This window comes from Pseudomonas sp. B33.4, from assembly GCF_034555375.1.
GTDB lineage: Bacteria > Pseudomonadota > Gammaproteobacteria > Pseudomonadales > Pseudomonadaceae > Aquipseudomonas.
Window position 1 is genome coordinate 5,683,236 of record NZ_CP140706.1, and the last position, 24,315, is coordinate 5,707,550.

Annotated in this window: 23 protein-coding genes; 10 read left to right on the plus strand and 13 right to left on the minus strand. The window is 60.0% G+C overall.

The genetic code is table 11. From position 1 onward, the window contains the following. Positions 1 to 61 precede the first annotated feature (61 nt). On the minus strand, positions 62 to 1,963 hold the full coding sequence (quiC, locus tag U6037_RS25125) for a 3-dehydroshikimate dehydratase QuiC (protein ID WP_322844886.1): 1,902 nt from the start codon (positions 1,961 to 1,963) through the stop codon (positions 62 to 64). Between the two features lie 360 nt (positions 1,964 to 2,323). Here quiC and U6037_RS25130 point away from each other — a divergent pair, with 360 nt between their 5' ends. Next, positions 2,324 to 3,661: an MFS transporter gene (locus U6037_RS25130; protein ID WP_064118770.1), complete on the plus strand. Its 1,338-nt coding sequence runs from the start codon at positions 2,324 to 2,326 to the stop codon at positions 3,659 to 3,661. Positions 3,662 to 3,777: 116 nt separating this feature from the next. Here the strand turns inward: U6037_RS25130 and U6037_RS25135 are convergent, their stop codons facing one another. From U6037_RS25135 to U6037_RS25150, 4 genes are all read right to left on the minus strand, one after another. Further along, positions 3,778 to 4,656 carry a DMT family transporter gene (locus tag U6037_RS25135; protein WP_007909717.1) on the minus strand — a complete coding sequence of 293 codons (879 nt, stop codon included), beginning with the start codon at positions 4,654 to 4,656 and terminating at the stop codon, positions 3,778 to 3,780. Positions 4,657 to 4,723: 67 nt separating this feature from the next. Then, complete coding sequence (locus U6037_RS25140) at positions 4,724 to 5,539, minus strand: sugar phosphate isomerase/epimerase (RefSeq protein ID WP_322844887.1); 816 nt, start codon at positions 5,537 to 5,539, stop codon at positions 4,724 to 4,726. Positions 5,540 to 5,541: 2 nt separating this feature from the next. Continuing rightward, complete coding sequence (locus U6037_RS25145; RefSeq protein WP_322844888.1) at positions 5,542 to 6,603, minus strand: Gfo/Idh/MocA family oxidoreductase; 1,062 nt, start codon at positions 6,601 to 6,603, stop codon at positions 5,542 to 5,544. Between the two features lie 241 nt (positions 6,604 to 6,844). Next, positions 6,845 to 7,621 (minus strand): IclR family transcriptional regulator, encoded by a 777-nt coding sequence (locus U6037_RS25150; RefSeq protein WP_322844889.1) that lies wholly within the window; start codon positions 7,619 to 7,621, stop codon positions 6,845 to 6,847. 176 nt (positions 7,622 to 7,797) lie between these two features. Between U6037_RS25150 and U6037_RS25155 the strand changes: the two genes are divergently transcribed. From U6037_RS25155 to U6037_RS25175, 5 genes are all read left to right on the plus strand, one after another. After that, complete coding sequence (locus U6037_RS25155; protein ID WP_322844890.1) at positions 7,798 to 9,537, plus strand: FAD-dependent oxidoreductase; 1,740 nt, start codon at positions 7,798 to 7,800, stop codon at positions 9,535 to 9,537. Beyond that, complete coding sequence (locus U6037_RS25160) at positions 9,521 to 10,354, plus strand: aldo/keto reductase (RefSeq protein WP_322844891.1); 834 nt, start codon at positions 9,521 to 9,523, stop codon at positions 10,352 to 10,354. Before U6037_RS25155 ends, U6037_RS25160 begins: the two co-directional genes overlap by 17 nt. 139 nt (positions 10,355 to 10,493) lie before the next feature. Then, on the plus strand, positions 10,494 to 11,366 hold the full coding sequence (locus U6037_RS25165; protein ID WP_322844892.1) for a neutral zinc metallopeptidase: 873 nt from the start codon (positions 10,494 to 10,496) through the stop codon (positions 11,364 to 11,366). Between the two features lie 148 nt (positions 11,367 to 11,514). Continuing rightward, positions 11,515 to 12,402, plus strand: coding sequence for a neutral zinc metallopeptidase (locus tag U6037_RS25170; RefSeq protein WP_322844893.1), 888 nt, complete (start codon positions 11,515 to 11,517; stop codon positions 12,400 to 12,402). After that, positions 12,403 to 13,353: an alpha/beta hydrolase gene (locus U6037_RS25175; RefSeq protein WP_322844894.1), complete on the plus strand. Its 951-nt coding sequence runs from the start codon at positions 12,403 to 12,405 to the stop codon at positions 13,351 to 13,353. It begins immediately after the preceding gene. An 81-nt stretch (positions 13,354 to 13,434) separates the two neighbouring features. On the opposite strand, the gene U6037_RS25180 is transcribed toward U6037_RS25175, so the two are convergent. The 3 genes from U6037_RS25180 to U6037_RS25190 all read right to left on the minus strand — a co-directional run bounded on the left by U6037_RS25180 (position 13,435) and on the right by U6037_RS25190 (position 15,575). After that, positions 13,435 to 14,028: an HAD family hydrolase gene (locus U6037_RS25180; protein WP_322844895.1), complete on the minus strand. Its 594-nt coding sequence runs from the start codon at positions 14,026 to 14,028 to the stop codon at positions 13,435 to 13,437. After that, complete coding sequence (tesB, locus tag U6037_RS25185; protein WP_003228466.1) at positions 14,025 to 14,894, minus strand: acyl-CoA thioesterase II; 870 nt, start codon at positions 14,892 to 14,894, stop codon at positions 14,025 to 14,027. The genes U6037_RS25180 and tesB overlap by 4 nt, the downstream gene beginning before the upstream one ends. A 111-nt stretch (positions 14,895 to 15,005) precedes the next feature. Next, positions 15,006 to 15,575, minus strand: coding sequence for a GNAT family N-acetyltransferase (locus U6037_RS25190; protein ID WP_322844896.1), 570 nt, complete (start codon positions 15,573 to 15,575; stop codon positions 15,006 to 15,008). A gap of 82 nt (positions 15,576 to 15,657) precedes the next feature. On the opposite strand from U6037_RS25190, the gene U6037_RS25195 reads away from it, so the two are divergent. Next, a complete protein-coding gene (locus U6037_RS25195; protein WP_322844897.1) occupies positions 15,658 to 16,578 on the plus strand; it encodes a histone deacetylase in 921 nt (306 codons plus the stop codon). Between the two features lie 280 nt (positions 16,579 to 16,858). Beyond that, entirely contained in the window at positions 16,859 to 18,106 is a 1,248-nt protein-coding gene (locus U6037_RS25200; protein ID WP_322844898.1) for a TIGR03862 family flavoprotein, read from the plus strand. 235 nt (positions 18,107 to 18,341) lie between these two features. On the opposite strand, the gene U6037_RS25205 is transcribed toward U6037_RS25200, so the two are convergent. Then, positions 18,342 to 19,679, minus strand: a complete 1,338-nt coding sequence (locus U6037_RS25205; RefSeq protein WP_322844899.1) for a DEAD/DEAH box helicase — start codon at positions 19,677 to 19,679, stop codon at positions 18,342 to 18,344. Positions 19,680 to 19,731: 52 nt separating this feature from the next. Continuing rightward, positions 19,732 to 20,667: a drug/metabolite exporter YedA gene (yedA, locus tag U6037_RS25210; protein WP_322844900.1), complete on the minus strand. Its 936-nt coding sequence runs from the start codon at positions 20,665 to 20,667 to the stop codon at positions 19,732 to 19,734. Positions 20,668 to 20,829: 162 nt separating this feature from the next. Here yedA and U6037_RS25215 point away from each other — a divergent pair, with 162 nt between their 5' ends. Next, positions 20,830 to 21,282, plus strand: a complete 453-nt coding sequence (locus tag U6037_RS25215) for an Lrp/AsnC family transcriptional regulator (RefSeq protein ID WP_038361832.1) — start codon at positions 20,830 to 20,832, stop codon at positions 21,280 to 21,282. A gap of 135 nt (positions 21,283 to 21,417) precedes the next feature. On the opposite strand, the gene U6037_RS25220 is transcribed toward U6037_RS25215, so the two are convergent. The 3 genes from U6037_RS25220 to U6037_RS25230 all read right to left on the minus strand — a co-directional run bounded on the left by U6037_RS25220 (position 21,418) and on the right by U6037_RS25230 (position 23,419). Next, on the minus strand, positions 21,418 to 22,023 hold the full coding sequence (locus tag U6037_RS25220) for a 3'-5' exonuclease (protein ID WP_322844901.1): 606 nt from the start codon (positions 22,021 to 22,023) through the stop codon (positions 21,418 to 21,420). Between the two features lie 22 nt (positions 22,024 to 22,045). Further along, a complete protein-coding gene (locus U6037_RS25225; RefSeq protein ID WP_007949802.1) occupies positions 22,046 to 22,525 on the minus strand; it encodes an NYN domain-containing protein in 480 nt (159 codons plus the stop codon). Between the two features lie 138 nt (positions 22,526 to 22,663). Beyond that, on the minus strand, positions 22,664 to 23,419 hold the full coding sequence (locus U6037_RS25230) for a DUF2076 domain-containing protein (RefSeq protein ID WP_322847364.1): 756 nt from the start codon (positions 23,417 to 23,419) through the stop codon (positions 22,664 to 22,666). 178 nt (positions 23,420 to 23,597) lie between these two features. On the opposite strand from U6037_RS25230, the gene U6037_RS25235 reads away from it, so the two are divergent. Beyond that, positions 23,598 to 24,272: a YciC family protein gene (locus tag U6037_RS25235; protein WP_034153797.1), complete on the plus strand. Its 675-nt coding sequence runs from the start codon at positions 23,598 to 23,600 to the stop codon at positions 24,270 to 24,272. The last annotated feature ends 43 nt before the right edge of the window (positions 24,273 to 24,315 follow it).

A 24,315-nucleotide genomic window follows, 5' to 3' on the forward strand; every position in this document is an offset into this window, starting at 1 on the left:
GCCGCGCAGCACAGTGAAGGAAGCCGCGCGACCCGTGTTTAATCCCGCGTTTACGAATTTCCTACAACTTCGCCTGGCGCACCGCACCACTGCGTGATTTGGCCATGGCCGCCAGACGCACCGCGACGTTCGCTGCGCCGTAGCCGGCATAGCCGCTCTTGCGCTGGATGATCTCAAAGAAGAAGCGCCCTTCGAACGGTTCGGTGTAGACGTGGAACAGTTCACCGCCCTGCGCATCACGGTCATACAGAACGTTGTAATACGCCAGTTCGCTGAGGAATTCATCGTCGAAATCGAAGCGCGCGGCAAGGTCGTCGTAATAATTGAGCGGGATATCCAGCAGCGGCACACCCGCTTCTTTGGCGCGACTGACTTCGGCGAAGATGTCGTCACAATCGAAGGCGATGTGATGCACACCCGAACCGCGATAACTCGACAGCGCGTGGGAGATGGCGGTGTTGCGGTTCTCGGAAATGTTCAGCGGCAAACGGATCGAGCTGTCACGGCTACGCAAGGCACGGCTCTTCACCAGACCGTAAGGATCGGGCAGCACCACTTCATCGTCCGCCTCGAAATCCAGCAAGCTCTTATAGAACAACACCCAACTGTCGAGGCTGTCGGCCGGCAGCGCCATGGCCATGTGGTCGATACGCTTGAGGCCGCCACGGGCCGGCGCATCTGCCAGCAGATTGAAATCAGTGCCGTAGACATCCGCCTCTTCATCCACCAGATAAATCAGGCTGCCGTCCGGGGCACGCACTGCCGCCAGTTCCAATTCGTTAGGGCCGACCAGTCCACGGTAGGGCTGACCTTTGTAAGCCACGGCGCGCGCCAAGGCACTGGCGCTGTCCTTGACCCGCACGGCGGTGGCGCACAACGACGGGCCGTGGGCCTCGAAAAAGCTGTGAGCGAACGAGTACGGCTCAGAGTTGAGGATCAGGTTGATATCGCCTTGGCGCAGCAAGCTCACGCTCTTGGAGCGGTGTTGCCCGGCCTTGACGAAACCCAAGCGCTCCAGCCAGTTCGACAGCTTGGCGCCGAGGCTTTCATCAACGGCAAACTCAAGAAACTCGATGCCGTTGTACTCGCTGGCCTTCGGCGTTTCGAAGAGAATTTCGCGGTTGGCCACAGGTTTGGTTTCCTGCTCCAGACGCTGGCGGGTTTTCTCTTCCAGATACAGCAGCGAACGCAAACCGTCGGCAGCATTGGCTCGTGGTGGCGCGGCGCGGAAGCCGTCGTTGAAGATTTCCAGCGACAGCGGCCCGGTGTAACCGCTTTGAATAATCGGCGCGAGGAACCCCGGCAGATCGAATTCGCCCTGCCCCGGGAAGCAGCGGAAATGTCGGCTCCATTCCAGCACATCCATTTGCAGAATCGGTGCATCGGCCATTTGCACGAAGAAGATCTTCTCGCCGGGAATATCGGCGATGGCGCGGGGATCGCCCTTCAGCGACAAGGTATGAAAGCTGTCGAGCAATACGCCGAGGCTCGGGTGATCGGCCTGACGCACGATGTCCCAGACCTGTTGATACGTGTTGACGTGACGGCCCCACGCCAGCGCTTCGTAACCAATGCGCAAGCCGCGCGCGCCGGCGTGCTCGGCCAACAAACGCAGGTCATCGACTAGAATTTGTTGATCGCCGACGCTGTCGGCCGAGGCGTTGCTGCAGACCAGCACCAGGTCGGTGCCCAGCTCCTGCATCAGGTCGAACTTGCGTTCGGCGCGCTCAAGATTGCGCGCCAGGCGATCGCGGCGGCAGCCTTCGAAATCGCGGAACGGCTGAAACAGAGTGATGGCGATGCCGAGATCGGCGCACATCTGTTTAATTTCCCGCGGACTGCCGTCGTAGTACAGGAGGTCGTTTTCGAAAATCTCCACCCCGTCGAACCCGGCGGCGGCGATGGCTTCGAGTTTTTCCGGCAGGGTGCCGCTCAAGGAAACGGTGGCAATGGAACGCTGCATGTTTCAACTCCCGGACTGCGCCGCTTTATCTTTACTGTAGGAGCTGCCGAAGGCTGCGATCGTTTGATCTTTATTCGTGGAGAGCAAAATCAAGAGTTCGCAGCCTTTGGCAGCTCCTACATGGGATGGGTTTTTTATAGTAGGGAAATTATTGGCTGCATCGAACGTGGCAGCAATTTAAAGTGTACTACCCGGTTAGTTTTGCGTGCGATTATCGAACACAATGGCGGTTTGGCGAATTGACGATTTTTCGTCCACTGCCCAACATCGGCTGCACATTGAGTCCGGATATGAACCACCGGTCGCAGCGTGCAAGTAACACAGCACACCAAATAACAAATCCAAAAACGGGTGGAACACATGATTCCTTCACAGACTTCCCGCATGGCCCCGGCCATGAGCACTGCCACGGGTGGCATTGGCGACAAGATCCGCGGCGCCATGGCCGTCGGCAAGACCCGTTGGGGCATGCTGGCGCTGGTGTTTTTCGCTACCACCCTGAACTACATCGACCGCGCCGCCCTCGGCGTCATGCAGCCAATCCTCGCCAAGGAAATGAGCTGGACGGCGATGGATTACGCCAACATCAATTTCTGGTTTCAGGTCGGCTACGCGATCGGTTTCGTCCTGCAAGGTCGACTGATCGACCGGGTCGGCGTCAAACGCGTGTTCTTCTGCGCCGTGCTGCTGTGGAGCCTGGCCACCGGCGCCCACGGTCTGGCGACATCGGCCGTCGGTTTCATGGTCTGCCGGTTTATCCTCGGCCTCACCGAAGCGGCGAACTACCCGGCCTGCGTGAAAACCACGCGCCTGTGGTTCCCCGCCGGCGAACGTGCAGTCGCCACCGGCATCTTCAACGCCGGCACCAACGTCGGCGCGATGTTCACGCCGATGCTGCTGCCACTGGTTCTCCACGTCTGGGGCTGGCAAGCGGCGTTCCTGTGCATGTCGGCACTCGGCGGGATCTGGTTGCTGTTCTGGGGTTTGAAGTATTTCAACCCGGAGGATCACCCAAGCGTTAAACAGTCCGAACTGGACTACATCCAGCAAGAAGTCGAACCGGAACAGGCCCGCGTGCCGTTCTCGAAAATTCTCCGTATGCGCGGCACCTGGGCCTTCGCCCTCGCCTACTCGCTGACCGCACCGGTGTTCTGGTTCTACCTGTACTGGCTTCCGCCGTTTCTGAATCAGCAATACAACCTGGGCATCAACGTCACCCAGATGGGTATTCCGCTGATCATCATTTACGTCACGGCTGACTTCGGTAGCGTCGGCGGCGGCATCTTGTCTTCGTTCCTGATCGGTCGCGGGATGAACTCGATCAAGGCGCGGCTGCTGTCGATGTTCCTGTTTGCCTGCTGCATCATCGGCGTGGTCATGGCCGCTGGCTCTGCCAATCTGTGGGTTGCAGTAGCTGCGATCTCTCTGGCTATCGGCGCACACCAGGCCTGGACCGCAAACATCTGGAGCCTGGTGATGGACTACACGCCCAAACACATGATGAGCACGGTCTTCGGTTTCGGCGGCATGTGCGCGGCGATCGGCGGGATGTTCATGACCCAGATCGTCGGCCATATTCTCACCGTCACCAACAACAACTACACCGTGTTGTTCACCCTGATTCCGGCGATGTATTTCATTGCGCTGACGTGGATGTACTTCATGGCACCGCGCAAGATTCCGACCATCACCGAGTAATCAGCCTACACCATCCCCTTGTAGGAGCTGCGGCACGCTGCGATCTTTTGATCTTGATTTTGAAGATCAAAAGATCGCAGCGTGCCGCAGCTCCTACACAGGGTTTCGCGGTTTCTTCAACGGCGGCTCTGCTGCCACGCTGCCGCCAGTCCGCTGCAACAGATCACTGCGATGCCGATGATCGTCAACAGACTCGGCGTGTGATTGAACAGCAACCAGCCCAACAACCCCGCAAACACGATCTGGCAATAACCGAACGGCGCCAGCAGCGCCGGAGCGGCATGACGGAATGCCTGGGTCAGAAACAAATGCGCGGTCATCCCGCAACTGCCCAGCGCCAGCATCAGCCCGGCATGGGTCAAGGTCGGCACCTGCCAGAAGAACGGCACCAGCGCACTCATCACCAGCGTGTTGCACAGCCCGGCGAAAAAGTTGCTGGTGGTCGGGCTGTCGACCTCGGCGAGCTTGCGGGTCAGCAGTTGATAGAAACAGAAAAACAGCGCCGAGCAGAACGGCAGCAACACCGCCGGGGTGAACAATTCACCGCCCGGGTGGACGATGATCAAAACGCCGATAAAGCCGCAGATCACCGCGATCCATTGACCGCGTGTCACCCGTTCCTTGAGCAGCGGCACCGACAACGCCGTCACCAAAACCGGCGCAAGAAAGTTCACCGCCGTGGCTTCCGCCAGCGGGATATACAGCAGGGCTGTGGTGAAAAACAGGCTGGTGCCGAGCAGGCAAAGTGCTCGGGTCAACTGCCATAAAGGCTTCTTGGTACGCAGGACGCGCAACCCGGATTGCGGCAGAAAAATCCCAGCCATCAGCAAGGTGTGCACCAGATAGCGCGCCCAGACCACCATCACGATCGGATAGAAACCCGAAAGGTATTTCGACAACGCGTCGTGACTGGAGAACAGGAAAGTTGCCACGACAATCAGCAAGATCCCCTTGAAGGGTTGGTTGACACCGGAGAGCGGGGTGCTGACGGTCATTGGTTATCTCTGATTGAAAAACAATACTGTGGCGAGGGCGTTTGTGCCCTCGCCACAAAAAACTGACTTACAGCCGCGCCAACAATTCCCGCGTTTTTTCGATCGCCATCTGCGCCCGCTGCAATCCGCTCACGCCCAGCTCCAGCAGTTTCACCGTGGGAATTTCCAGACTCAGTGGAATATTAGTCGGCAGTGCTTTCAGCAACCCGAGCAGATCGAAATCACCCTCGCCGGGAAACCGCCGCTCGTTGCGCGCCTGACGCAAGATCTCGGCCATGTCTGACGGTCTTGGCTCCGCGACATCACATAATTGCGCATAACGCAGACGCGACGCGGGTACATCAGCCAGATCCGCCAAGCGTGACGCCGAACGATCAAAGTGGAACGCATCGACCAGCACCGCAGCGTTTTCCCGACCCGCGTTCTCGACAATGCGCAACGCTTGCTCAAGATTGCGCGCATCGGTCCAGGGCATGAACTCCAGATGTGGGTGCAACCCGTAAGGCGCAGCCAGATCGCAAAGGGCCGCGAAGTTATCGGTGAGGCGTTGCTCGTCAGGATCGTTACCGGCGACCAGCAATTCAGTAGCGCCAAATTCCGCACCGACCGTAAGAAGCTTCTCGAATTCGGTGACAACGGTTTGCGGCTTCAAACGCAGGATTTCCACGTCGAGCACGCGAATGCCGGTATCGCGCAGGCGCTGCAACGTCTGACGCCGCAAATCACCGTCGGCTACTAACGGGAAATGAAATTCCTCAGGCGTCGCCGGCTCCAGACGCAGGCCGACATGGCTGTAACCGGCGCGCGCAGCGACCTCGACCATTTGTGGCGGTGACAACTCCAGCACGGTGAGGCTGGCCAATGACAGGATTCGTTCGCTCATGTTCAAACCTCGATCAGTGCAGGGGCGCAAGCACGGCCGGTAGCGGCGGCCTCGCGTATGGCTTCGATCAGCGCCAAAGTGCGCGCAGCGTCGGCCGCACTTACCAGCGGCTCGACTTCACGCCGCGCCACACGTACAAAATGCTGTAACTGCAAGCGTAAAGCGTCGTCACCGCTGTAGGACTCTTCGACCATCAACAAGGGCTCATGCCAACCGGCGTCGACCTGATCAGCGGCGTAATGCCAACGCTTGAGCTGCGGAATGCTTAAGGCGCCGGCAGTCCCGGCCAGCAAGTAGCACGGCTGATCGGCCTGGCGCGGATACACCGGGTTCTCGCCGGAATCCAGCTCCCAACTCCAGGGCGCGGCGACCGCATCGGATCCGCTCAACGTGCCCAATGTGCCGCCCTCGAATTGCAGCAGCACCGCCGCGTTGTCTTCGTTGGCGAAACCGCGCACGGCGTTGTCGGTAATCGCTTGTACCGAGCGCACCTCGCCGCACAGATGCCGGAGCAAATCGAGGTCGTGAATCAGATTGGTCAGCAACATCCCTGCCCCGGGTTCGCGACGCCAAGGGATCTCGAAATAACTGTCCGGCTTGCGCAACTGGAACAACGCGGTAACGGTGGTCAGACGCCCGAGCGCCCCGCTCTGCACCAACTCATGAGCGCGAACGATCAGCGGATTGTGGCGTCGGTGGTGGCCGACCAGTACCGGAACGCCGCTGCTTTTGACCGCCGCGACCAGCTCACGCACTTCGTCCAGATGCACACCAACCGGTTTTTCCAGCAACACCGGTATGTCCGCCGCCAGGCAATCGAGCGCCGTGCTGACGTGTTGATTGTTCGGATTGGCGACGATCACCGCGTCTGGCCTGATGTACTCGAGCATCTGACGGTGATCGGCGAAATGCCTTACACCCCACTCAGCCGCCAAAGCTGCGGCTAGCGGCCCGGGATCCGCCACTGCGCACAGCGTCGCTTCGGTGAGGGTTTGCAGATGCCGATAATGTTGCTGGCCCATGTTGCCGGCGCCGATCAAGGCGATTCGAAGGGGCGGATTCAAGGTGCGGTCCTTTTGTGATTGTTGTTGGAATATCACTCAAGCAACAATTTAGAACCGAGTTCCAGAATCAAAAACCCATCGCTTTCAAATCCGTGCGAACACCGCACAACTTCGTGAACAACAAATTCCCTGTAGGAGTGAGCCTGCTCGCGATCTCGGTGTATCAGTTGGCATTAATATTGGCTGATACACCGCGATCGCGAGCAGGCTCACTCCTACAAGGGCACTGCGTGAATTCGGATCAGATAAACAGTTCTGAGGCCAGGCTTGCTGCTGATAATTCTTCGGTGAAGGTCAGCAACAACGGCGCCAGCTCATGCAAGCGCGCCCCCGGCATCCGCGCACTCGGTCCGGCGATACTCAGTACACCAATCACCCGACCATCTGTTGGATGCCTCACCACCGCCGCAATCGCCGAAGTCCCCACTGCCGAACTTTCTTCGACACAGGCATAACCCTGCTCGCGCGCCAGACGCAGCCGTTCCAGCAATTCGATGTTCGAGCGCGGCGCATTCGGCCCGATCCCCACCGGCACTTCCGCCGCCTGCCGCTCGACCAGTGACAACGCCTCGGCATCACTCATACACGCCAGCCACGCATGCCCGGAGGCGGTGTAGAACAGCGGCGCATCGCGGCCCATGTCCGGGTCATAACGCAGACCGGTGCGCGCACCCTGGGCCTTGGCAATCCAGGTCTGGCGCTCGCCGTCGATTACCCCCAGCCGCACAAGTTCGCCGGTTTCCTGCGCCAGTCGATCAAGCACCGGCTGGACGATGTCGGCACCGCTGCTCGATAGATACTGGAAGCCCATCGCTACTAGTTTGGTCGACAGGTGATAGCGCAATGTTTCCGCGTTCTGGCGCACGTAGCCCAGGCGGATCAGCTCGGCGAGCAAGCGGTGCGTCGCGCTTTTGGGGATATCCAGTTGCTCGGCCAACGTCTGCATCGGCAGCCCGCGCGGATCACTGGTGAGGCTTTCGAGCACGCTGAAAACCCGTTCGATTTGACTGCCGGCCATGGGGACATCCAAAGAAATTTTGCCGATTCTAGAAGACATTGGCGGCAAAGCGAAATCTGGAACCACTTGTTCGATAACCGCCCGCTTTGTTGAATCAACGCTTGTCGAGCCGCTCCAGCACTGGTTATTTTCTGGAATCAAATTCCAAAAACAATTCATCGCTGGAGTGTTGTTTGATGTCTGCCGAACTCCCGGAAATCGACTGTGACGTATTGGTCGTCGGATCCGGCGCTGCCGGGTTGTCGGCCGCCGTGACGGCCGCGTGGCATGGCTTGAAAGTCATCGTTGTCGAGAAAGATCCGGTATTCGGTGGCGCCACCGCCTGGTCCGGTGGCTGGGCGTGGGTGCCGTGCAATCCACTGGCGCGTCGGGCCGGCATCGTCGAAGACATCGAACAACCGCGCACCTATTTGCGCCATGAATTGGGCGAGCATTTTGATTCGGCGATGATCGACGCCTTCCTTGAAGCGGGGCCTCGCATGGTCGCGTTTTTCGAGCAGCACACCGCACTGCAATTTGCCGATGGCAATGCCATTGCCGACATTCATGGTGACACGCCGGGCGCTGGCACTGGTGGCCGCTCGGTCATCGCTGCGCCCTATGACGCACGCAAAGTCGGACGCCTGCTCAAGCGTCTTCGTACAACGATGCGCGAAACGTCCTTCATGGGCATGCCGATCATGGCCGGGGCGGATCTGTCGGCGTTTCTCAATCTGACGCGCTCAATGAAAGCCGCATGGCATGTAACCCAACGTTTCACTCGGCACTTGTTCGACCTCGCGGTGCATGGCCGGGCGATGCAACTGGTCAACGGCGTGGCGCTGGTGGCAAGGCTGGCGAAGTCCGCCGAAGACCTTGGCGTTCTGCTCTGGGAATCGGCGCCCGTAACGGAACTACTGCGTGATGGCTCGCTCGTCTCGGGCGCGGTGGTCAACACCCGCAAGGGCCCGATCCGCATTCATGCCCGCAAGGCCGTGGTGCTTGCCGCCGGTGGTTTTGCCAATGACATCGAGCGGCGCAAAGCCTTGTTCCCGCGCACACCGACCGGCCACGAACATTGGGCGCTGCCGCCACTGGCCGTCAACGGCGATGGCTTGCGCCTGGGCGAAAGCGTCGGTGCACGGGTCAATACCGATGTGGCTTCGCCCGTGGCGTGGGCACCGGTATCGCAAGTGCCGCATGCCGACGGCAGCGTTGGCCATTTCCCACACATCATCGAACGCGGAAAACCCGGGATCATCGGGGTTCTGCGCAACGGCCAGCGCTTCGTCAACGAAGCCAATGGTTACTACGACTACGTCAGCGCGATGGTCGCCGCCGCGCCGGAAGGCGAAGAGGTCGCCTCATGGCTGATCTGCACCCACGCCTTTCAACGGCGTTATGGATTGGGCATATCGCGGCCATTTCCGCTGCCAGTGTCAGCATTTATCCGCAGCGGCTATCTGAAAACCGGTAACACCGTTGAAGAATTGGCCACTGCTTGCGGCATTGACCCGAGCGCTTTGCGCCAGACCCTCGACGACTACAACCTCCATGCCCGCGACGGCGCAGACCCGTTGTTCGGGCGCGGCGCCACACCCTACAACCGCAAACAGGGTGATCCGGCGAACCTTCCCAACCCCTGCGTCGCCCCAATAAACACCGGCCCGTTCTACGCCGTAAAAGTCCAACCGGGCTGCTTCGGTACGTTTGCCGGCCTCAAGGTCAACCCACACGCGCAGGTGCTGGATGCCAACGAACAACCCATCACCGGCCTCTACGCTGCGGGTGGCGACATGGCCAGCATCATGGGCGGCCACTATCCGGCGGGCGGGATCAACCTCGGTCCGGCGCTGACTTTCGGTTACATCGCCGCCCGGCACATTGCCGGCATGACTGCTTTCGAACAGGAGATCGACCATGCAGCACATCGTTAATGCCCAAGGTTTGAACATGCCGAAACTCGGCCTCGGCACCTGGCCGATGCTCGGTGACGAATGCACCCGCGCCGTCGAGCAAGCGCTGGAGCTCGGTTATCGACACATCGACACCGCAGCGGCCTACAACAACGAAGACGCCGTCGGACAAGCGCTGGCGAACACGCCGACACCCCGCGAGCAGATTCATGTCACCAGCAAAGTCTGGTGGGATCAGTTGCAACCCGACGCAATGCGCCACTCCCTGGATCGCAGCCTCACAGCCCTGCGTAGCGACTACGTCGATCTGTTCATGATCCACTGGCCGACCACCGACTGGGATCTGCCGCGTACCCTTGCCACGTTAGCCTCGTTCAAGCAGCAAGGCCTGGCCCGCAACATCGGCGTGGCGAATTTTCCGCTGCCCCTGCTGCGCAAAGTCGTCGAGGAGTACGGCATCGGTCTGTCAGCGATTCAGGTCGAGTACCACGTCCTGCTCGGCCAAAACGCCCTGCTCGACTACGCCCGGCAACACGATATGGCGCTGACGGCCTACACCCCGTTGGCGCGTAATAAGGTGTCGGACATCCCGCAGATCCAACAGATCGCCAAAAAACATAACGTGTTACCAACGCAAGTCGCACTCAAGTGGCTGCTCGAGCAGGCCAACGTCGCAGCGATTCCCAAGGCCAGCAGTCGGGCCAATCAACTGGCCAACCTACAGGCGCTGAATGTCGACCTCGACCCGGCAGACCGGGCGCTTATCGCCGGTTTGTCGAAACGCGAACGCCAGGTCAATCCGGCGTTTGCCCCCGTGTGGGATGAATTCGATAACTGATGAGGAAAATGGTCGACTTCTCTCATTTCCGGGCAAACGTCTTACGTGCTCTTACAGATCTGTCCTGCACGCTTTTTCCGCTGCGGTTATTCATAGGGCCGGCGATAAACGCCCAATCAACCTATGAGAGAAATCGATCATGTTATGGAACAAGGCAAAACGCAGCGAAAACGTAAACGACCAACGAAAGGACAAGGATGTCCGTAGCCCGACAGGGAAAATCCTTGCCGCCGGCCTGGTTGCCTCCGTGCTGGGCTTTTCGGCAACATTCTGGGCCGACATTGAAAAAGCATTCGGCCCGGAAGCCGCAGTAGCCGCCAAGGTACAAACGGAGGCGACCATCCAGCTCCAGCTTCAGATCCATGATGACCCGCATCGCGTCTTCGTCGAGTCCATCCTGGGAAGCAGCGAAGAAGTCTGGACTGAACTGTTTGCGCAACTGGGCCAACAGTATCAGCCGCCAGCACTGGTTCTGTTTGATGAAAAAGTCGCGACGGGCTGCGGGCCACAGCGCCCGAATGAAATGGGCTTGTTTTACTGCCCTGAGGACAAAACGATCTACATCAATCTCGAAACACTGGGAGAAGTGGCCGTCCAGTCCTCAAGCGTCAGCGACTTTGCTCAGGCCTATGCGATCATTCACGAGGTCGGACACCATATTCAGAACGAAACCGGGGTGCTCACACGCCTTGAGCAAGCCCAGGCACAGGGTCAAAAATATCCAGGGGCGGACGGGCTGAGTGTTCGTCTGGAGTTGCAAGCCGATTGTCTGGCAGGCGTCTGGGCGCACCACGCGCAAGAGCGCTTCAAATGGCTGGAACCCGGAGATATTGATGAAGCGCTGACGGCCGCCTCCATGGTCGGTGATGACTACTTGATGCGCAAGGCGAATAACACCGTCAACCCGAAGGAGTTCGCTCACGGCACCTCCGAGCAACGCATCAAATGGTTCAATACCGGATTCAATGACGCTGAGGGCGACTGCAGGACCTTTGACGGCGCGCAGTTATAGTCCGTGACAACAGCGTGAATCAATGCCACACCCGTGATCGAACTGTCAGTCCAATCCTAATGTCTGACGACCGGACTGGCGCCACACTCGCACAGCAGCAACACTCATCACCACGTTACTCTCCACCGGAAAAGAAGAGGATTCCCACATGCTATGGAAAAAAGGCCGACGCAGTGACAACGTCGTCGATGCCCGTGGTGATGATGCCGGTGGCGGTGGCGGCATGCGTTTCGGCGGTGGCAAAGGCCTGAGCCTGGGCGCGATCCTGCTGATCGTCGGCATTGGCTGGATCACCGGGCAGGATCCGCTGCAGATTCTCGGCCAGCTCGCCGGGCAATCGGGCCAGCAAGCGGCACCGACTTCGCAAACCCGTCAGGCGCCGCCAGCCAATGATGAACAGGCCGAATTCGTCCGCTCGATCCTTGGCGATACCGAAGACACCTGGGGCGCGATTTTCCAACAGGCCGGGCGGCAATATAAAGATCCGACGCTGGTGCTGTTCAGCAATCGGGTCAACTCGGCCTGCGGTCTTGCAACCTCGGCGACCGGCCCGTTCTATTGCCCGGCCGACCAGAAGGTCTATCTGGACATGGCGTTCTTCCAGGAAATGTCGCAACGCTTCAAAGCGGCCGGCGACTTCGCTCAGGCCTATGTGATCGCGCATGAAGTCGGACACCATGTGCAGACGCTTCTCGGTGTCTCGGCGAAAATTCAGACAGCCCGCCAGCAAGGCCGGCAAATGGAAGGCGATGGCGGCTTGCTGGTGCGTCAGGAACTGCAGGCCGACTGCCTCGCGGGTGTCTGGGCCTACAGCGCACAGAAGCGCTTGAACTGGCTGGAACCGGGCGACATCGAAGAAGCCTTGAATGCGGCCAACGCCATCGGTGATGATCGCCTGCAACAACAGGGTCAGGGCCGTGTGGTGCCGGACTCGTTTACTCACGGTACGTCGGCGCAAAGGGTGCGCTGGTTCAAAACCGGATTCGCGCAGGGCCAGGTCGGCCAGTGCGACACCTTCGCGGCGAAAAACCTGTAAATGCATAAATGGCTTTTGGCATTACTGATTGTTGGCAGCACTGCGCAAGCCGCCGGTGTCGATGCGATCAGCCCCGGACGTTTGCAACTCAAGGCCGGGGAAATGGCGGTGGGCATCGGGCCTGCGCCGGAGAAGATCGAACGTGTGCTGATCGTCATTCATGGCCGGTTGCGCAACGCCGAAACCTATCGCAAAAGCGCCGAGAGTGCGGCCGAGCTGGCGGGACAAACCGCGCACACCCTGGTGATCGCCCCGCAGTTTCTCAATGAAAGTGACGTTGCCCTTTATTCGTTACCCGCCACCGTCCTGCGCTGGCAGGGCAACGAATGGATGGGCGGCGGGTTATCCACAGGGCCGAATCCGTTGAGTTCCTATGCGGCGCTCGATGAGATCGTCGGGCGGATCAGCGATCGCAAACAGTTCCCGGACGTGAAGCAGATCGTAATCTTCGGTCACTCCGGCGGCGGCCAGGTGGTGCAGCGTTATGCCTTGCTGGCCAAGGATCAACCGGCGCTGAAGGCCAACGGCATTCGTCTGCGCTATGTGGTGGCCAACCCTTCTTCCTATGCGTATTTCAATGAGCAGCGGCCAGTGGCGTTCGATCACGCCAAGTGCGCCGGCTTCAATCGCTGGAAGTATGGTCTGGCAGACATGCCGGTGTATGCCGGTGGGCAAACGCCGTTGCAGCTTGAGAGCAGTTACGTCAAACGCGAGGTGATTTATCTGCTGGGGCAGCAGGACATCGATCCCGATCACCCGGCGCTGGACAAGCGTTGTGAAGCCGAGGCGCAAGGCGCGTATCGCCTTGAGCGTGGGAAGTTGTACTTCGGCTATTTGCTGCGTCGGCATCCGGAAGGGGTGAATCAGCGACTGATCGAAGTGCCCGGGGTCGGGCATAACGGCGATGGCATGCTGACCTCGCCTGAGGGGCAGAAGGCCTTGTTTGAATAGCTGGAAGCAAAAGATCGCAGCCTGCGGCAGCTCCTACATTTGTCCTGTGTAGGAGCTGCCGCAGGCTGCGATCTTTTGATCTTAATCCAGCAACATCCGCCGCAACTCGACACAATCGCGCGCATGCCAATCGGTCAACTCGGGCCACGGGTTATCCGGCAAATTCACCAACACCGTCCGCGCGCCCGCCGCTCGCCCGCAATCCAGATCAAAGCGGTAATCACCGACCATCACCATCGCGCTGGCCGGCACTTCCCAGGCCTCTGCCAGTTTCAGCAAGCCACCCGGATGCGGCTTCGGCGGCGCTTCGTCGCGACCCAGCACATCGTCCACCGCAAAACAGTCAGCCAAACCAATGGCCTCAAGTGTCACATGCGCCAGTTCCCGCGCATTGCGGGTCAGTATGCCCAGTCGATAACCGCGTGAATGCAGATCGCGCACAAGCTCCACGGCGCCGGTGGCCGGAGTCGAACCCAGTGCCAGATCGCGCTCATGTTCCAGCAACCATGCATGTTTCGCCGCTGCCTCATCCGCCGGCAACGCAGCGAGATGAGTAAGAATGTCGTCCTGCGGCGGAATCGCCAGCGCCACGCGAATCGCCGTAAAATCATGCACGGCGACGGTCAGCGTGCCGTCCATGTCGAACACCCAGTGCTTTACCTCTTTCAGGCTCATGCCCAATCCTTGCGATGGCGGATCAGGCCTTCCTGCGTCACCGACGCGACCAGTTGGCCGGCGCGGTTGTACACGCTGCCACGGGAGAAACCACGGGAATTACCGGCCCACGGACTGTCCATCGCGTAGAGCAACCAGTCATCGGCACGCAGATCGTTGTGGAACCACAGCGCGTGATCGAGGCTGGCGACCTGCATGTCTTTCTGCCAGACCGATTTGCCGTGGGGCAGCATCGAGGTCGTCAGCAAACCGAAGTCCGAAGCGTAGGCCAGCAGGTATTTGTGCAGCGCCGGGATGTCGGCCAAAGCGCCGTCGGCACGGAACCACACGTACTTCACCGGATCGGCCGGCTGCGGGTTGTACGGGTCTTTTTCAGTGACCGGGCGCACTTCGATAGGCTTCGGGCACAGCAGCTTTTCACGCATGTGCTCAGGGATCAGGTGCGCGCGTTGCTGGGTCAGTTCCAGCTCCGACGGCAGGTTTTCCGGACCGACCACCACCGGCATCTGGCTCTGGTGCTCGAAACCCGCTTCGTCGTACTGGAACGAAGCGCTGCAGGTAAAAATCGGATGGCCCTTCTGGATCGCCGTGACGCGGCGAGTGCTGAAGCTGCCGCCATCGCGCACGCGGTCAACCGAATAGACCACCGGCAACTTGGCGTCGCCTGGGCGCAGGAAATAACCGTGCATCGAATGCACATGACGCGCCTCTTCAACCGTCTGACTGGCCGCCGACAGTGACTGGCCGAGCACCTGACCGCCGAACAACTGACGAAAACCCAGGTCCTGGCTACGACCACGGAACAGGTTTTCTTCGATCGGTTCCAGGGTCAGCAGGTCGACCAGATCTTCCAACACTTGGCTCATTCAGACTCTCCTCACACAAAGCACTATGCCGCGCAGTCTTGGCTGCGGCGGCCGATTCAGATTCTGGCGCGGGCCAATGATATGGCGGCCATTGTAAACGTCCGTGTCGGCTTATCCATGCAAGGTTTGCAGCCATTGTTCCCGAGTGATGCGGTACAGCACATGCCGGCGTAACGGATGATCGACGGCCAGCTTCGGGTGATCGAAATCATCGTCCGGGGCGTGATGCATGCCGATCGCCTGCATGACCTTCTCCGAAGGCAGATTGGATTGCGCGGTGAAGGAGACGATTTCCTTCAGCGCCAACCGATCAAAGCCGCAGCGCAGAGCAGTCCACGCCGCTTCACTGGCATAACCCAGGCCCCAGTGTTCTTTGGCCAGGCGCCAGCCGATTTCTACTGCTGGCGTGAACGGCGCATCGAAACCGACCACACCGAGCCCGGTAAAACCGATGAATTCACCGCTGTCCTTGCGCTCAAGCGCCCACAGGCCAAAACCGTGCTCGGCAAAATGCCCGCGAATCCGACCGATCAGCGAAGCGCTTTCGAGTCGGCTCAAAGGTGCCGGAAAATAACGCATGACCTGAGGATCGGCGCACATCGCCGCAAATGCCGGCAAATCCTCGTCCTGCCACTGACGCATCACCAGCCGCGCGCTTTGCAGTTCCAGTATCGGCTCCATCGTGCCCCTCCGTTTCCATGCCGCAAGTCTACATCGCTGGTAGGATCCTTCACTCATTCCTACGTTCCTGCACGAAATCGCCATGCCATTGCCGCTGATCTACCACGAAGACTACAGCCCCGAGTTTCCGGCGGATCACCGCTTCCCGATGGACAAGTTCCGGTTGCTGCGCGATCACCTGGTCGATAGCGGTCTGACCCGCGATGTCGACCTGCTGCGCCCGGAGATATGCCCCAACGACATCCTCGCCCTGGCCCATGACCGTGCGTATATCGAACGCTACATGAGCGGCGAGTTGTCCCGCGAAGACCAGCGGCGCCTTGGCCTGCCTTGGAATGAGGCACTGGCGCGGCGTACGGTGCGCGCGGTTGGCGGTTCGATCCTGGCGGCGGAACAAGCCCTGGAGCATGGTCTGGCCTGCCATTTGGCCGGCGGCACTCATCATGCGCACTACGACTACCCGGCGGGCTTCTGCATCTTCAATGACCTGGCGATCATCAGCCATTACCTGCTGCAAAGCGGCCGGGTGAATCGCGTGCTGATCTTCGATTGCGATGTGCATCAGGGCGATGGCACCGCACGGATTCTCCATGACACGCCGGAGGCGATTACCGTTTCCCTGCACTGCGAGAAGAATTTTCCTGCACGCAAAGCCGAAAGTGACTGGGATATTCCGCTGCCCAAAGGCATGGGTGATGCCGACTATTTGAAAGTGGTCGACGACACGCTCAATTACCTGCTGCCGCTGTATCAACCGGACCTGGTGCTGTACGACGCTGGTGTCGATGTGCACAAGGACGACGCCCTCGGTTATCTGCAACTGACCGACGAAGGTGTCGCCGCCCGCGATGAAAGCGTGATGCGCCATTGTCTAGGCCGCGATATTCCGGTGATGGGCGTGATCGGCGGCGGCTACAGCAAGGATCGCCACGCCCTCGCCCGCCGCCATGGCATCCTGCATCACAGTGCGCAACGGGTCTGGCAGTCACACGGTTGTCATTGAGCTGTGCTGCGTTACCCACAATCGCTGTGGAACTGCCTGTGGATAACCTGAGTGAAAGGGCCTGCAGCCCATACCGCTCATGGCCCGCAGAACACTGATCATTTTTCAACCAACGTTCTGAGCCAACACAAATCCTGTAGGAGTGAGCCTGCTCGCGATAGCGTCAGCACCTTCAACATTAACTTGGCTGACACACCGCTATCGCGAGCAGGCTCACTCCTACAAAAGATCTGCGCTGTTAGAATGCGCGCCTTATCCCGCCATACCGCAGCGCATCCCCATGACCCAGAATTCCGCCTCCTCCCCCGCTCACGTCGCCATCTTCGGCGGTGGCCCCGCCGGCCTGATGGCCGCTGAAGTGCTGAGCCAGGCCGGAATCCGCGTCGATCTCTACGACGGCATGCCCTCGGTGGGCCGCAAATTCCTGCTCGCCGGAGTCGGCGGCATGAACATCACCCATTCCGAAGCCTACCCGGCATTCCTCTCGCGCTACGCCGAGCGCGCGCCGCAAATCGCTCCGCTGCTGCGCGGCTTCGACGCCGATGCGCTGTGTAAATGGATTCATGATCTGGGCATCGAAACCTTCATCGGCAGCTCCGGCCGGGTTTTTCCTACGGACATGAAAGCCGCGCCACTGTTGCGCGCCTGGCTCAAGCGCCTGCGTGACAGCGGTGTAGTTATCCACACTCGCCACCGCTGGCTCGGCTGGAACGAACATGGCTCACTGCGCGTCGACAGCCCGGTAGGTGAAATCACCGTCAAACCCGACGCCACTCTGCTCGCCCTCGGCGGTGGCAGTTGGTCGCGCCTCGGTTCCGACGGTGCGTGGATGCTGCCGCTGGAGCAACGCGGCGTAGGACTAGCGCCGTTGCAGCCAAGTAACTGCGGCTTCGAGGTGCAGGCCTGGAGCGAATTGATGGTCAGCAAATTCGCCGGCGCGCCGCTGAAAAATATCGCCGTCGGTTTGAACGATGACATTCCGCGCTTGGGCGAATGCGTGATTACCGCGACCGGGATTGAAGGCAGTCTGATTTATGCGCTGTCGGCGCCGATTAGAGAGGCGATCAATCAGCATGGCGCGGCGGTTATTCACATTGATCTGTTGCCCGGCCGGCCTGTGGATAAATTGCAGGCGGCATTGAGCAAGCCACGCGGATCGCGCTCGATGGCCAAGCATCTGCACAGTCAGGTCGGCATTGATGGGGTGAAAGCGGCGTTGTTGCGTGAACTGAGCGACGCGGCGACCTTCGCCGATCCGGCGTTATTGGCGCGGGCGATCAAGGCACTGCCGCTGACGTTGGTGAAAACGCGGCCATTGGACGAGGCGATCAGCAGTGCCGGGGGCGTGACGTTCGAGGCGATGGATGAGCGTTTGATGCTCAAGGCGTTGCCGGGGGTGTTCTGTGCGGGCGAGATGCTCGATTGGGAAGCGCCGACGGGCGGGTATTTGCTGACGGGGTGTTTTGCCAGCGGGCGGGCGGCGGGGCTGGGGGTCGTGCAGTGGCTTAAGTCCGAGGCGTCTGCCTGAGCCCTCACCCCAGCCCTCTCCCAGAGGGAGAGGGGGCCGACCGAGGTGTCTGACGTCATCCGTCGACCTGAAACAACGAGTCGATTATGGCTTCGGCCAGCCGACCGAGGTGTCTGGCGAAAACTCTGTCGATTGTGGATTCACAACAGAAGTATCAGGTCGACGTACTTCGCGTGCATCCCCCAATCAGTCCCCTCTCCCTCCGGGAGAGGGTTAGGGTGAGGGGCTTTTGACTTTAAGGCTTACGCTTACGCGGCCCGGTATTAAACACCGGCACCTTGCGCACAGGCTTGACCGAAGGCTCCGGCGCCTGCGTCTCGCCGCTGTCGACCCACTTGCCCAGATTGCGCTTGCCGCCACCACCGGAAGCTTTCGGCTTCTTCGGTTTCTTCGGCTTTTTGATCACCTGGCCGCTGGCATCGGTATCCGGCACGCGATGCTCCGGTTCGAAATCCGGCTCGTTCTGACGCTTCAAGGTCTGACGCGTCAGCATCTCGATCGCCGACAACATGTTCACTTCATCCGCGCACACCAACGAAATTGCTTCACCGGTCGCGCCAGCACGGCCAGTACGGCCGATCCGGTGAATGTAATCCTCAGCCACGATCGGCAGATCGAAGTTGATCACCAGCGGCAGATCTTCGATATCCAGACCACGGGCAGCCACGTCAGTTGCCACTAGAATCTGCACTTCACTGAGCTTGAAACGATCCAGCGCACGCTGACGGGTGGCCTGCGGCTTATCGCCGTGGATACCGTCGGCATTCACGCCCAGGCCCTGAAGTTTTTCCACCAGCGCATCAACGCCGTTGCGGGTCTTGGCGAACACCAGCACCTGCTTCCACTTGTTCTTGCGCATCAGGTGCACGAACAGTTCGGCCTTGCGCTTCTTGTCCACCGTGACGATCCACTGCTTGACCGTATTGGCGGCGACGTTGCGCGGGCTGACTTCGACGGTCAGCGGATCGTTGAGCATCTGCCCGGCCAGCAGGCGGATGTCATCGGAGAACGTTGCGGAGAACAGCAGCGTCTGGCGTTTCTTCGGCAGTGCGCGGTAAATATTCGACAGTTCTTCGGAGAAGCCCAGATCGAGCATGCGATCGGCTTCGTCGAGGACCAGGGTTTGCAGCTGATTGAATTTCAGCGCCTTCTGGCGGAACAGGTCGAGCAGACGGCCCGGGGTCGCCACCAACAGATCGACACCGCCGCGCAGTTTCATCATTTGCGGGTTGATGCTGACGCCGCCGTACACCGCGTACGTGCGCAACGGCAGGTTCTCGGCGTACTGACGCACGGCTTCGTGCACCTGCTCGGCCAGCTCGCGGGTCGGCACCAGAATCAGGGCACGCACCGAGTTGGCGGCGACTTTCGGCCCTTCCATGGCCAGCAACTGCAGCAGCGGCAAGGCGAAACCGGCGGTCTTGCCGGTGCCGGTCTGGGCGGCAGCCATCAGGTCACGACCGGCCAGCACGGCCGGAATGGCTTGCGCCTGAACCGGCGTCGGGGTCTGGTAGCCGAGCGTCTCGAGAGAGCGCAGCAAGGGTTCGATCAGGCCAAGGGTGGCGAAAGTCATGGGAGTACCGTAGGAAAAAATAACGCAGGCATGCAATGCCGCGCAGTTTACCCTAATTCGTACGCGTTTCTGTGGGAACGGCTGTCGGCGCCACGACTGGCGGCTGTGCCGGCCGACGCCACTGCGGCAAGCCAATCAACACCACCGCGCTGATGATCACCAGCATCGCCAGCGCTTCTTCGATGCCGATGGTCTCGCCGACAAACACAATCCCCAGCAACACCGCAACCGCCGGGTTGACGTAGGCATAACTGGTCGCCGCCGCCGGACGCACGTGCTTGAGCAGATACATATACGAATTGAACGCGATGATCGAGCCGAAGAAGATCAGATAGGCCAGCGCCAGCCAGCCTTCAACCGGTGGCATGGCTTGCAGATGCTCGCCGCTGACAGCGCTGCCGATCAGCAACACCACACCGCCGATCAGCATTTCCACAGCACTGGCCATCGCGCCCTGCGGCAACGGCAGATGTTTGCTCCATACCGAACCGAACGCCCAGGTCGCCGCCGCGAAAATCAGCAGCACCGCGCCCAGCGGACTCGATTGCAGATTGGAACCCATGTTGAGCATGGCAATACCGACAATCCCCAACGCCACCCCGGCCCACTCCAGACGGGTATTACGCGCCCCCCAGAAATAACCAAACAGCAGAGTAAACAGCGGCACCGTCGCCACCGCCAACGCAGCAACACCGGAAGCCACGCCCGTGTGTTCAGCCACACTGACCGCGCCGTTACCGAAACTGAGCAGCAAAATGCCGATGATCCCCGCCGCTTTCCACTGCGCCCAGGTCGGCGCCGGTGCCCCGCGCCAGCGCAGGAAGGCGTACATCAACGTGCCGGCGATCACGAAGCGCACCCCGCCGAGCATCAGCGGCGGCCAGTACTCGACACCGATGCGGATCACCAGATAGGTCGATCCCCAAATCACGTACAGCGCAAAAAACGCGGCGATCAGCGGCAAGGAAAAACGGCGCACGGCAGACATGGGCAGCTCGACAGTCAGATTCGGGGACTGCTTATTCTAGAAAGGCCAGAGAGCAAAAATAAGTTACAAAACCTGTTTATCAGGGCAGTACACTTTTGAAATAACGGAGATCGAAGGGATAAACCACGATTTCGAAAGTCTGGCATTTTCAGGAGTCCGGCCTTGGATAAATACGACCGCATGCTGCTCAGCGCCCTGCTCGAAAATGGCCGTGCGTCCTACGCCGACCTCGCACGCAAAGTGAACCTTTCCGCCCCAGCCGTCGCCGAGCGCGTAGCCAAGCTAGAGGCATCCGGGGTGATTACCGGGTATGAGGCGAAAATCGACCTGTCGAAAATCGGTCTGCCGATCCAGTGCATGATCGAACTGCGGCTGCACCAGAACGGCAGCCAGAAGGTCTACGACGAACTGGTGAAAATCCCGCAACTGACCGAGTGCTTTCGAGTCACGGGCGATCCGTGCGTGATGATGAAGGCCGCTGTGGGATCGATGACGGAGCTGGAGGAGTTGATCAATCGGGTGGCGAAGTTTGGCTTCAGCAAGACCTCGATTGTGTTGTCGAGCGCCATCGAGAAGCGCGTGCCGTTAGGCCATATCGAAAGCAACGGCAAATAGTTCGGATCACCACAAATCCAATGTAGGAGTGAGCCTGCTCGCGATAGCGGAGCATCAGTCGATACAAATATTGACTGACACACCGTCATCGCGAGCAGGCTCACTCCTACAGGGGTTTTTGTACTGGATTGGGGATCAGCGATAGCGTAGCAAGTGTTCGCTGACTTTCGCGGCCGGGACTTTCTGCAACTTGCACAGCAGGTCATGCGATAGCTCGCTGACGCCGTGCTTGTGCCGCAACTCCTCCGCCAGATGCGCCATCAGATTGGCCGCCATCTCCGCATCCGCCATCGCCCGGTGAGCCTGCCCCGTGTGCGGCAAACGCGCAAAAGTGGTGAGCGTACCGAGCTTGTGATTCGGCGCCGCCGGCATCAAGCGTCGCGCCAGCAGCAACGAACAGGCAAAATTCTGCAACCGCGTACGCTTGATCCGCCCCAGTTCAAAGTCCCAGAATTTCTGGTCGAAGGATGCGTTGTGCGCCACCAGCGGCGTGCAGCCGACAAATTCGTTGACCTCGTTCATCACCTGCTCGGCCGGCGGCGCGGTGCGCAGCATGGCGTTGCTGATGCCGGTCAGTTGTTCGATGAACGCGGGGACGCGCACGCCGGCGTTCATCAGGCTCTGGTAACGCTCGACGATGCGGCCGTTTTCCAGCATGACCACGGCGATTTCCGTGGCGCGGCAGTTGCTGTTCGGCGACAGGCCGGTGGTTTCAAAGTCGATGACTGCAATGCGTTCCAAACCGGGTTCAACTCCGTTCAAATCAATTCTTGAGCAACAGTGCGCCTTCGATCGGCACGTAACGGCTGGCGGCGCGGATCAGCGAGTTGGCGGTGAGGCCCGGCACGCCATAGGCGACTGCCTGCACGCCGTGTTTGCTGATGATGCGTTCGAGCAGCATGTCGAAATCACCGTCACCGGAGGCCAGGACGATTTCGTCGACGTGGTCGGCGGCGTCCATGATGTCGAGGGTGATGCCGACGTCCCAGTCGCCCTTGGCCGAGCCGTCGCTGCGCTGGATGTAGGGTTTGAGCTTCACGGTGAAGCCGAGGTTGCGCAGGATCTGCTGGAACTGCTGCTGCTTGCTGTCGCCACGATCGATCGCGTAGGCGTAGGCCTCGACGATCTGCCCGTCCTTGCTGATGTCGGCCCACAATGCGGCGTAGTTGAAGTGACAACCATAAGCCTGACGCACGGTGTAGTAGAGGTTCTGCACGTCGGCGAACACTGCGATTTTTTTCACCGGAGTTCCTGTGGGCGCGCAAGCGCACGAAGCGGGATCGGGCGCCAGGCCCGAAAAAGGCGCTCAGTATGCCAGTCCGAAGGAAGGTTCCGCGAATAATCGGCCCGAAGCCCCAAGGGGCTCCGGACGAATGGTGAGTCAGACGAAGGAATCGTCGTCATCGAAGAACGATGAGTTGTCGTCGCTGTAGTCGGTGTCGGTGAACCCGCCCTGATCATTGCCAGAGAAGCCGTTATCGGCCACACGCTGATCATCGCCCCAACCGTTGTTGCTCTGGTCAGCGACCTGCGCCGGCTCTTCCTTGATCACTTCAACGATTTCTTCCGGCTGCTGGTTGTGATGGAACAGGCTGCTGATGCCCTGCGCCAGCATCACGCCACCGGCCACACCCGCGGCGGTTTTCAAGGCGCCTCCGAGGAAGCTGCTGCCGGCCGCCGGAGCAGCTTGTTGCGCGTAGTTAGGTGGTGGCGCGCCGAAGTTCTGTTGTGGCGCCGGGGCCGCGTAATTCTGCTGCGGTGCCGGTTCGCGCCAGCCGCCAGTCGAGGCTGGCGCGCTCTGGGTCGGCGCCGGACGCTGGCTGCCACCAAAAATGCTCGACAGGAAACCGCCACCGCCGCTCGGCGCCGGTGCGGCACTCTGCGCCTTGGCCGATTGCAGTTCGGCCTGCAACTGCTGGACTTGTTGCGTCAGCTGCTTGTTCTGCTCGTCGAGGCTCTTGAGCGCCGCCTCTTGCACCAGAATCGCCTGGGTCATGAAATAACCTGCCGCCGGCTGGCGGGTCAGGTGTTCCTTGATCCGCGTTTCAGCCTGGGCGTCGCGCGGGGCTGCCTCCGTTTCGGCCTGTTGCAGCCGGGAAAACAGTCCATCGATCAGGGTTTGCTCTTCGCTGTTCATGGCGACCTCGTAGATTGCCGGGGATAACATTGCCCTCGTCCACGTTGGCCGAGGTGCTCTCCTGTAATGGAGACGGTGACAAAACGTTTCAATGACCTTTACCGAATGTTTACGTTTGTGTCGCGCCAGCCATCATCGGTTAAAGTGAGCCACTGTTTTCGACCTGCGATACCGACTGATGAATGCCCTCGAAGTGCTGCGCGACTCTTTGTATTTTTTCAAACGCCATTTGGGCAGCATCGTGCGGTTGTGCCTGCCGCTGGTGATTTTCGAAGCGTTTCTGCAACAAGTGGTCGATCACGCCAGCGGGCCGGAAAACATCTCGGCGATCAGTATCGTCGTCGGTCTGCTGGTGTATCCGCTGTACACCGCCGCGCTGATCCTGTTCCTCGATGCGCGCAGCCGTGGCGAGGCACCGCGCAACCGTGACCTGCTGGCGATGGCCGCTACCCTGTGGCCACGCTTTGCGTTACTCACGGCGTTGAACACTTTGTTGATTTTGCTGGGTCTGTCGCTGTACTTCCTGCCGGGCCTGATGTTGATGGTGATGCTCGCGTTCGGCGAGTACCTGCTGGTACTGCGCGGCATGGGCCCCCTGCAGGCGATGAAAGAAAGCCTTCGCCTGACCCGTGGCCATTTCTGGCGGATCCTGCTGTGCATTCTCTGCGTGATGACGCCGCTGTGGTTGCTCAAAGGCGCGACACTGGCGGTGTACCCCGAGCCGCAGAATCCTGTGATCGCGATATTGATCGACAGTGCTCACAGCTTCCTGCAACTGTTCACCAGCGTGGTGCTGTTTCGCCTGTTCATGCTGATCAGCGAATTGCCTGACAAACGCGACAGAGTCATCTGACCGCACTGCGCTTGGGCTTCGAGACGGCCGTCAGGTATGCTCG